Below are 9,429 nucleotides of genomic sequence, written 5' to 3' on the forward strand. Positions count from 1 at the left end.
TGGCGCTGGTTTCGCCGTAGGGGGTGAGGGCGAGCCGGGAGGTGAGGTCGGCGAGCGTGTCGAGGTTGGGCCACGGCCGTTCCGGGTTCACATGGTCGGGGGTCAGCGGCGACACCCCGCCCCAGTCGGCGATCCCGGAGGCGATCAGCGCCGCGCACTCCTCGTGGGACACCAGGTTGGGCGGTGCCTGGATCGCCACATCCGGTCCCATCACCAGCCGCGCCACGGCGACCGCGGACAGGAACTCCGACATCTCCGCATCCGGGACGCCACGCATCGCGGTGTCCGGTTTGGCCCGGAAGTTCTGCACGATCACCTCTTGGATGTGCCCGTAGGTGCGGTGGATCTGCGCCATCGCGAGCAGCGATTGCGCCCTTTCGGTGAGGTTCTCACCGATACCGACCAGGATGCCGGTGGTGAACGGCACCTTGGCCGCACCTGCGTCCCGAAGCACTTGGAGGCGCACCAGCGGATCCTTGTCGGGGCTGCCGTAGTGCGGCTGCCCCTTGTCGGTGAACAGCCGCCGGGCGGTGGTCTCCAGCATCATGCCCATCGACGGCGCCACCGGACGCAACCAGTTCAGCTCATCGAGCGACATGACACCCGGATTCAGGTGCGGCAACAGCCCGGTCTGTTCGAGGACTGCCACCGACGCCGCCCGCACGTAGTCGAGCGTCGATGAATAGCCGCGCTCGGCCAGCCATTGCGCGGCCTCGGGCCAGCGATCCTCCGGCCGGTCACCCAGAGTGAACAGGGCCTCCTTACAGCCGAGTGCGGCCCCCTGCCGTGCCAGGGCGACGACCTGATCGATCTCGAGGTACATGCCGTGCCCTTCGCGGCGCAGTTTGCCCGGAACGGTCACGAACGTGCAGTAGTGACAGCGGTCCCGGCACAGCCGCGTCAGCGGGATGAACACCTTGCGCGAGTAGGTGATCCGGCCCGCTCGTCCCGCCCGCGCCAGCCCCTCGTCGCGCAACCGCGCGGCGACCGACTGCAATTCGGCCAGATCGTCGCCCCGGCACGACAGCAGCGTGACGACATCGTCGATGGCCGGCCGCACCCCCGTGGCCGCGGCGTGTTGCGCGGCGGCGAGTGCGGTGGCCACCGCCTGACCGGTGCTCATCGGCCGCCACCCGGACTCGCAGGGGTGAACTCACTCCGGCGCACGACGTATGGGCCAGGGTCGAAAGTGCCGTTGCGTTCGCGGAACGACACCGCCGTGCCCGGCCATAGCAGCGTGAGCCGGCCACTGCGCTGATCGACGTACCAACTCCGGCAACCGGTCAGCCACACCGTCGGGGCACTGCGCTCGTCGATCTCTGCCGTGTAGGCGACCTCCGCCTCGGCCGACACCTCCAACGACGAAACAGACTCGGCGGCAATATAATCCAGGGCGCCCAGGACGTAGTCCAGTTGCGTCTCGATCATGTAGATCGCCGAATTGTGACCGAGTGCCGCATTCGGTCCGTCGAGGACGAACATATTGGGAAAGCCCGCCACCGTCGTCGACGCATACGACACCATGCCGCGGGACCAGTGGTCATCGAGCACCTGGCCGTCACGGCCGCGGATCCGCAAAGCGACCGGCGGACGCGTGGCCTCGAATCCGGTCGCCAACACCAGGACATCGAGATCGTGGGTGGCCCCGCTCGCCGCGCACGCCTTGTTCTCGATGACCGATGCCAACGCGCTCGGCTCATACACCACGTGGGGCTGCTCGAGCGTCGGATAGTAGTCGTCACTGAGCAGAATCCGCTTGCAGCCGATCTCATAGTCGGGCGTAAGGTGCTGCCGCAGTAGCGGATTAGATACCTGTGCAGCCAGATGGCCGAGCGCCAGATCCCGGATCTCGTCGATATCGGGAACCAGCCGCAGCCGCTGCGCGAACGCCCGATCGGCGTCGAGGAGCAGTTGCTCACGCAACGCCCGCGCATTCTCCTCGACACGTAGCCGCGCCCGCTCCTGCTCGCTGAACGCCCGATCCTGGCGCGGCACCACGTACGCCGGTGTCCGGGCGAAAACCACCAGTTCCTCGGCCGACTCGGCCAGGTGCGGGATGATCTGCACCGCCGACGCCCCGGTCCCGACGACACCGATCCGCTCCCCGCCCGACACGACATCCGGATGCCATTGGGCGGTGTGCACCACCGTCCCCGAAAAGCCGTCCAGTCCGTCGATGTCGGGAACGTGCGGCTCGGACAGCCGCCCGACCGCCAGCACCAGCATCCGCGCCCGCACACGGCCCCTGCCTGTCACGAGGGACCATTGCGCCGACGACGCGTCCCACCGCGCATCGACCAGCTCGCAACCGAGCCTGATGAACGGCGTCAGTCCCTCCTCGTCGACGGTGCGCTGCAAGTAATCGCGGATCTCCGCACCTCGCGGGAACAACGTCGCCCAATCGGCAGGCGGACGGAACGAGAACGAATACAGATGCGCCGGGATGTCGCAGGCGATACCCGGGTACACATTGTCGCGCCATGTGCCGCCCACCGCGTCGGCGCGTTCGAGCACCACGAACGATTCCCGGCCGCGACGCCGCAACTGTGTGGCCATACCGATCCCGGCGAATCCGGCCCCCACGATCGCCACATCGACCTCGGCCGGAACGGGCCCGCTCGCCCCGGTGACATCCCCCGTCGCTTCGCTCGCCCCGGTCACCGACCGTACACCTGAGGGATCGGTGTCAACAGTGCCGCGGACGGTGCGTCGTAGCCGGTGGTGCGCTGCACCGGACGCCGGCCCACCACGGCCGCGATGTCGGCGACCTGCTGCGCCGACAGCACGCGGCCCGCCTCCTGACCGGCCGCGGGCATCAGGACACCGTCGATCAGCAGGCCACCGATGTCGTCGGCACCGCCGCGCAGGATGTCGATGACCGTGTCCGGATCGAGCTTGGTCCACGCCACCTGCACGTGCGCGATCCGGCCGAACGTCAGCAGCCGGGCCACCGCGTGCACCGCGCGCGTCTCGCGCCGGGACGCCGTGCCTGCGGCACCGAGATGTGCGGGTGCCATCGACGGCAGCATCGGCATCACGATCAGCTCACTGAAACCGCCTGTGCGGTCCTGGATCTCATTGAGCAACCGCAGATGCGCGACGATGTGCCGGGACGACTCGACATGCCCGTACAGCAGCGTCGAGGTGGAGAACAGGCCGACGTCGTGCGCGGCCTCGATGGATTCGATCCACTCGGACACCGGCGGCGCCGACCCCCCCGACAGCCGCGCGCGCACCTCGTCGTCGAGGATCTGGGCGGCGGTGCCCGGCACCGAACCGAGCCCGACATCGCGTGCCCTGCTCAGGAACTCCGGGATGGACAACCCCATCCGCGCCGCACCGTCACGCACCTCGGGCGGGCGGAACGCGTGCAGGTGCATCTCCGGGGCGACGGCATGGATCTGTTCGATAAGCCGCAGATAGCCGTCGTCGGGTGCGTCGACGGGGATCGGGCCCTGCATGCAGATCTCGGTGGCGCCGAGCTGCCAAGCCTCGTCGACGAGCGCCGACAGTTCCGGTACTCCATCGGCACCACTCGCGATGACGGTGGTGTCGAAGTTGCGGTTGACCACGAAGGTCAGCGCATCCGGGTCGGTGACGGTCTGGCGCGCCGAATCGGCGATCGCACACAGCTCATCGAGTTCGGTACCGTCCGCGCCGAGCAACGCCACCCACTCGCCGTCGGTCAGCGACGCCGGGTCCGTGGCCGCACGTCGCAGCGCCGCACGAACATCCGCCGTCTCGGCCACCGCATCCCGAGCCCACTCACGTAGGACCATGATCACACTGTAGCGATCGGCAAGGCCCCCACCCGAACCCGGACGGTCCACCCCGGACGATGCGCGGGCACGGACCGGCGGCTCACCTGGGCCGGGTGCTCAGCCGACCGGACCACAGGGCCGCCAGCGGGATACCGGCACCTACCGCCACCAGCAGAAACGTCGCCACGAAGTCCGTGCCGTCCAGCGGGAGCACCACGTCGCGACCGGGACCGGCCGTCGCGGCGACCATCAGGGTGAGCAGCCAGGCGATCAGCGGAGCCACCCGGCCCGGCCCGCGCGAAAACCCGGAGGCCAGCCACAGCAGCACCAGGTTGGTGAGCCCCACGAGCACTGCCACGACCGGGATCTGTTCACCGAAGAACCGCTGCGGGGCGAATCCGGCCGACAGCAGCCCGACGGGGATGGCCGCGCACGTCAGCAAACCCAGCATCACGCGGTCGAAGACGACGCTGGGCATCGACCACACCTCGGCGACGGCGGTGGCCACACGCACCGATTGCACGTTCAACCTGCCGAAGAAGGTGTCCGGCTGCGCGACGGTAGGGGGCGGCTCCGGCAGCGCCGCCACGACAGCGGGTATAACCGTCTGCTGACGCTTCTTCGGCGTGTTCCGGCGCTTCTTCTTGGCCGCCATCGGCTCAGTCCAGTCCCGCGAAGAGATCCGTCTCACGGCCGGGCGCATCGGACCGGGGACCGTCGACCTGTACGAAGTGTTCGACCGCGCCGATCGGGGTGAGGATGTTGTTCGACAACGCGTACTCGGTACCCGATGCCGCAACGGTCACCTGGGTGGCGTGTGCGGCCAGCGCCGCAGCCTTGCGCTCATACACCGAACTGACGTCGACCTCGGCGGTGATGACCCCGTCCGGGTAGCGGGGCAGCTCCCCGTCGCCGGGCATCCGCCAGCCCAGCGGCACCCGACCGGCTGCGGCCGCCAGACCGGTTTCCAACGCGCTGTGTTCAGTGACCGACTCGTACACCTTCATCTCGGTGCCGAGCCGCGCCCGGGCGATCGGCAGGGCCGCGGCGGTGACGTCGTGCACCCGCACGTGGTCGGGATGGCCGTAGGTTCCGGCCTTGTCGTAGGTGATCACCACCTGCGGGGCGAACTCGGCGATGATGTCGGCCAGCAGGGCCACCGGCCGTTCGAGCGGCGCCTTCGCGAGCGCCCGCGGGTGTTCGGCCGACGGGGAGCCTGCCATACCCGAATCACGGAAGTGCCCGGCGCCGCCCAGGAACCGGGGTCGCAGGACGCGATCCGGCGGGCTCAGCGCGGCCAGTGCGGTGGTGAGTTCGAAGATGCGATATCCGCCGAGCTGATCGGCACCGCCGTCGGCGACCAGCTGTGCCCATTCGTCGCCGATCACCTCTCCCTCCTCACCGAGCGTGAAGGTCACCACCAACACCTGCGCGCCCTCGGCAAGATACCGGGCGATGGTGCCGCCGGTCATGATCGTCTCGTCGTCGGGATGGGCGTGAACCAAGAGCAGCCTGCGGCCTGCCCGCGCCGAATCCGTCACACCCGTGCCTTCCCTGCTCACCTGACTCGTCCCGCTCATTTCTGGTCCCACACGTCCGCATCGCCGAAGATCCCTACTTGGATCGGTCCGGACAGCGGTACCCCGGTCACCTGATCGGTGACGCCGACCAGCGACAGTTCCTGATAGATCGGCAGGTACACCGATTGTTCGGCCAGCAGCGGCTCGGCCTCCTCCAGCAGCGGCGCCGGATCGTCGGCCGACAACACCGCGCGGGCCAGCCTGATCAGGTCCTCGTCGCACAGGCCGGAGATGTTGCCGATGTATCCGGAGTCGGCGGCATCCGGGACGGGCCCGGTCGGCGACACCGATGACGACGACACAGATGACGTCACCGCCGGCCGTCCCGACGCCGGTGACGGGGTAACCGAGTCGCTCGGTGTGGCGGGCTTCGACGCAGACGCCGGCGCGGACCCGGCCTTGGGGGCCTCGCAGTCGACCTGCGACGCGAAGGCGACGGCCGGCGGCACACCCACCGCCGTCCAGCCGACCACCAGATCGACCTCGGAGTTCGTCAACGCCGTACCGTACAGTTCGTTACCGGCCAGCAGCCGGGTACCGGCCCGGATACCGATGGCGCGTAACTGGTCGACGATGGTCGCGGCCGCCGACGCCGAGCGCGGATCCCCGGATACCGCGCCGACGCGAATGGTGAGATCGCGGCCGTCCTTCTGGAACGGCGCCACCCCGACCGGCACCGATGCCATCTCGGAGTCGTCCCGTTCGGCGCCGGCCGATTCGGGGGCACCCGCGGTACCCGAAGACGGCTCCGAGATACCGGACGACGGGGCGCCCGCTGATGAAGGCACCGGGGTCCGCGCCGTCGGGCGTACGGGGTCCGTGGTGACTGGGCCGGTGGTCGGGGTCCGCGGCGCCGGTTCGGAAGGCTGACCAGACGCGGGAGGCCGGCTCTCGGAAGACCCTGACGCCCCTGAAGACTCCGGAGCAGGCTCCTCGCCGGACTCCGAATCGGACTCTGCCGTGACTACCGGGCCACGCTCGAATCCGGCGCCCACCAGCAACGATTCGATCCTGGCGTTGTCCAGTCGCGGCCTGTCGGCCGGCGTGTACCCGGCGTCGGTGGGTGCGTAGACGGTATTGGCGAACCGGGTGACCACCTCGTCACCGGCCCCGGCGAACGTCACCAGCTGCCGGTCGATTGCGCCCAGTATCGCGGTGCGGACGGACAGCTCCCGCATCGCCGGGGTCCGCGTGTTCGCGGTGACCGTAAGAGCCCGCGGCACCGGGTCGCGCCGGGTCGATGTCCCCGGTACCGCCGACAGTTCCGCCTGCGTCGACGGCCCGCTGGGGAAGTTCACGATCGCCGAATCGCGGGCCCGCACGGAACCGACCATCTGCGGCACGGTCCCGGCCCTGCGCAGCACGATCTGGTCGAGCACCGACGGTCTGGCCCAGTACCGGTCGTTGCGGATCAGCCGCACCTCGTCGCGCGTCTGGTCGATCGACCGGATGAGGAAGGGTCCGGCCGACACCGGCATCCCGCTGTCCATGCCGGTCTCGAATCCGGACGGGGTTCCCCGCAGGACATGGCTGGGCAGGAGGTTGGTGAACAGTTCCCGCCACGCGGGATAGGCGGCGGCGAACCGCACATCGACCGTCTTACCGCCCGAACTCGTGGCGACCGAGTCGATGAGCCGGTACCCGGCGGGCGCGACAGCACCCGGTCGTCGCGACATCTGCTGCCATAGATAACTGAAGTCGTCGCCGGTCACGGGCAGACCGTCGGACCACTGCGCATTCTTGTGGATCCGGTAGGTGACGGTGAACGGCTCGGTCTTGGTGACCTCGGCCGAGGTGACGAAATCGGTCTGTAGCACCCACCGGACGCCGGTCGGCGAGTCGACGGGAGCGAACGGGCTCGGCAGCGTGGTCGCCGCGATCGCCGTGGTCACCACGCCCTGATCGGTACGCAGATGCGGGTTGAAGCCAGTGCCGATCGAGCCGGTGGCGATGTAGATGGTCTTGTCGTCGGGGTAGGGAACCGGAGTGGCCGGGGGCGCCGTCTCACGGACGGGCGGCGGTGGATCGGCGCTGCATCCACCGACCAGCAGCAGCGCTGCGGCGAGTGCGGGAAGCACCACCTTGCGTCGTTCGCGCACCCGTCGCATCTCCTTCACGTGGCCCGACCTGTGTGGTGGATCGGGGCCGAGATCCGGCCCTGATCCACCACATTAGACGCGTCCTGTCCTCCGAACGGTCGGTCAGCCCACGGCTTGGTCGCGGGCCTTGGCGCGGGATCGTTCGCGGGCCCGGGTCGAGGAGTCCAGATGCACCTTGCGCACCCGCACCACCTCGGGGGTGACCTCGACGCACTCGTCGGCGGCGCAGAACTCCATCGCGCCTTCGAGGTCGAGCTGCATCGGCTTGGCCAGGGTCTCCATGACGTCGGCCGACGACTGCCGCATGTTGGTGAGCTTCTTCTCACGGCACACGTTGATGTCGAGGTCCTCGGCGCGCGGGTTGATGCCCACGACGTGACCCTCGTAGCTGTCATCGCCGGGGTTGACGAAGAAGGTGCCGCGGTCGGCGAGCTGGATCATCGCGTACGGGGTGACGCTGCCGGCGCGGTCGGACACGAGCGATCCGGTGTGCCGGGCGCGGATCTCGCCGGCCCAGGCGTCGTAGCCATGGAATACAGCGTTGGCGATGCCGGTGCCGCGGGTTTCGGTGAGGAAGTCGGTGCGGAACCCGATCAGGCCACGCGAGGGCACGATGAACTCCAGGCGCACCCAGCCGGTGCCGTGGTTGTTCATCTGCTCCATGCGCCCCTTGCGGGCGGCCAGCAGCTGGGTGACCGCACCCAGGTATTCCTCGGGCACGTCGACGGTGAGGTGCTCGAACGGCTCGTGCACCTTGCCGTCGACCTTGCGGGTGACCACCTGCGGTTTGCCGACGGTCAGCTCGAATCCTTCGCGGCGCATCTGCTCGACGAGGATCGCCAGCGCCAGCTCACCGCGGCCCTGCACCTCCCAGGCGTCGGGGCGGCCGATGTCGAGCACGCGCAGCGACACGTTGCCGATGAGTTCGGAGTCCAGGCGGCTCTTGACCATGCGGGCGGTCAGTTTGTGACCGGACACCCGGCCGGCCAGCGGCGAGCTGTTGGTGCCGATCGTGACCGAGATGGCCGGTTCGTCGACGGTGATCCGCGGCAGCGGCACCGGATTCTCCAAGTCGGCGAGGGTGTCACCGATCATGATCTCGGGCATCCCCGCGACGGCGACGATGTCTCCGGCGACAGCCGATTCAGCGGGGGCGCGCTCGACGCCGACGGTGGCGAGCAGTTCGGTGATCTTGGCGCGCTCGACGACGGGCTCGCCGTCGACCTCACGACACCACGACACCTGCTGCCCCTTGCGCAGGGTGCCGTTGTGGATGCGGACCAGCGCGAGCCGGCCCAGGAACGCCGAGGCGTCGAGGTTGGTCACGTGTGCCTGCAGCGGCGCCTCGGGATCTCCCTTGGGAGCCGGAACGTATTCGAGCAGCACGTCGAAGAACGGGTCGAGGTTCTCCCCCTCCGGCACCTCGCCGTTGGCGGGCTGTTCGGTGCTGGCGATGCCGGCGCGGCCGGACGCGTAGAGAACAGGCAGTTCGAGGGCCAGTTCGGCGGCCTCGGCGGCCTCGTCGTCGAGGTCGGAGGCCAGATCGAGCAGCAGGTCCTGGCTCTCGTCGACGACCTCCTGGATGCGGGCGTCGGGACGGTCGGTCTTGTTGACCACCAGGATCACCGGCAGTGACGCGGCCAGAGCTTTGCGCAGCACGAACCGGGTCTGCGGCAGCGGGCCCTCGGATGCGTCGACGAGCAGGACGACTCCGTCGACCATCGACAGGCCGCGTTCGACCTCACCACCGAAGTCGGCGTGGCCGGGGGTGTCGATGACGTTGATGACGAACTCGGTGCCGTCGGGCTGGCGACGGTGCACCGCGGTGTTCTTGGCGAGAATGGTGATGCCCTTCTCGCGTTCGAGGTCACCGGAGTCCATGACCCGGTCGACGAGTTCGGCTCGCTCGCCGAAAACCCCGGACTGGCGGAGCATCGCATCGACCAGCGTGGTCTTACCATGGTCGACGTGCGCGACGATCGCGACGTT

At 69.0% G+C, this 9,429-nt stretch carries 7 protein-coding genes; all 7 read right to left on the reverse strand.

Annotation, left to right across the window (positions count from 1 at the left end):
- On the reverse strand, positions 1 to 1,123 hold a 1,123-nt coding region (cofG, locus tag Q0627_RS03425; protein WP_298807699.1), incomplete at its 3' end, for a 7,8-didemethyl-8-hydroxy-5-deazariboflavin synthase CofG.
- A complete protein-coding gene (locus Q0627_RS03430; RefSeq protein WP_298807700.1) occupies positions 1,120 to 2,661 on the reverse strand; it encodes an NAD(P)/FAD-dependent oxidoreductase in 1,542 nt (513 codons plus the stop codon). The genes cofG and Q0627_RS03430, both read right to left, overlap by 4 nt.
- Positions 2,658 to 3,779, reverse strand: coding sequence for an FO synthase (locus Q0627_RS03435; RefSeq protein ID WP_298807701.1), 1,122 nt, complete (start codon positions 3,777 to 3,779; stop codon positions 2,658 to 2,660). The genes Q0627_RS03430 and Q0627_RS03435 overlap by 4 nt, the downstream gene beginning before the upstream one ends.
- An 82-nt stretch (positions 3,780 to 3,861) precedes the next feature.
- Positions 3,862 to 4,416 (reverse strand): hypothetical protein, encoded by a 555-nt coding sequence (locus Q0627_RS03440; RefSeq protein WP_291012670.1) that lies wholly within the window; start codon positions 4,414 to 4,416, stop codon positions 3,862 to 3,864.
- Between the two features lie 4 nt (positions 4,417 to 4,420).
- Positions 4,421 to 5,341: an N-acetyl-1-D-myo-inositol-2-amino-2-deoxy-alpha-D-glucopyranoside deacetylase gene (mshB, locus tag Q0627_RS03445; RefSeq protein ID WP_298807704.1), complete on the reverse strand. Its 921-nt coding sequence runs from the start codon at positions 5,339 to 5,341 to the stop codon at positions 4,421 to 4,423.
- A complete protein-coding gene (locus Q0627_RS03450) occupies positions 5,338 to 7,440 on the reverse strand; it encodes an ABC transporter family substrate-binding protein (protein WP_298807706.1) in 2,103 nt (700 codons plus the stop codon). The genes mshB and Q0627_RS03450 overlap by 4 nt, the downstream gene beginning before the upstream one ends.
- Before the next feature lie 102 nt (positions 7,441 to 7,542).
- The coding region (gene typA / locus Q0627_RS03455) for a translational GTPase TypA (protein WP_298807708.1) at positions 7,543 to 9,429 on the reverse strand (1,887 nt) is incomplete at its 5' end.

This window comes from uncultured Gordonia sp., assembly GCF_937858515.1.
Taxonomy (GTDB): domain Bacteria; phylum Actinomycetota; class Actinomycetes; order Mycobacteriales; family Mycobacteriaceae; genus Gordonia.

What these genes read in the sequence shown, in the direction of transcription:
- Q0627_RS03440 (WP_291012670.1), bottom strand. Translation starts at nt 4,416, where the DNA reads ATGGCGGCCAAGAAGAAGCGCCGGAACACGCCGAAGAAGCGTCAGCAG.
- Q0627_RS03435 (WP_298807701.1), bottom strand. Translation starts at nt 3,779, where the DNA reads ATGGTCCTACGTGAGTGGGCTCGGGATGCGGTGGCCGAGACGGCGGAT.
- mshB (WP_298807704.1), bottom strand. Translation starts at nt 5,341, where the DNA reads ATGAGCGGGACGAGTCAGGTGAGCAGGGAAGGCACGGGTGTGACGGAT.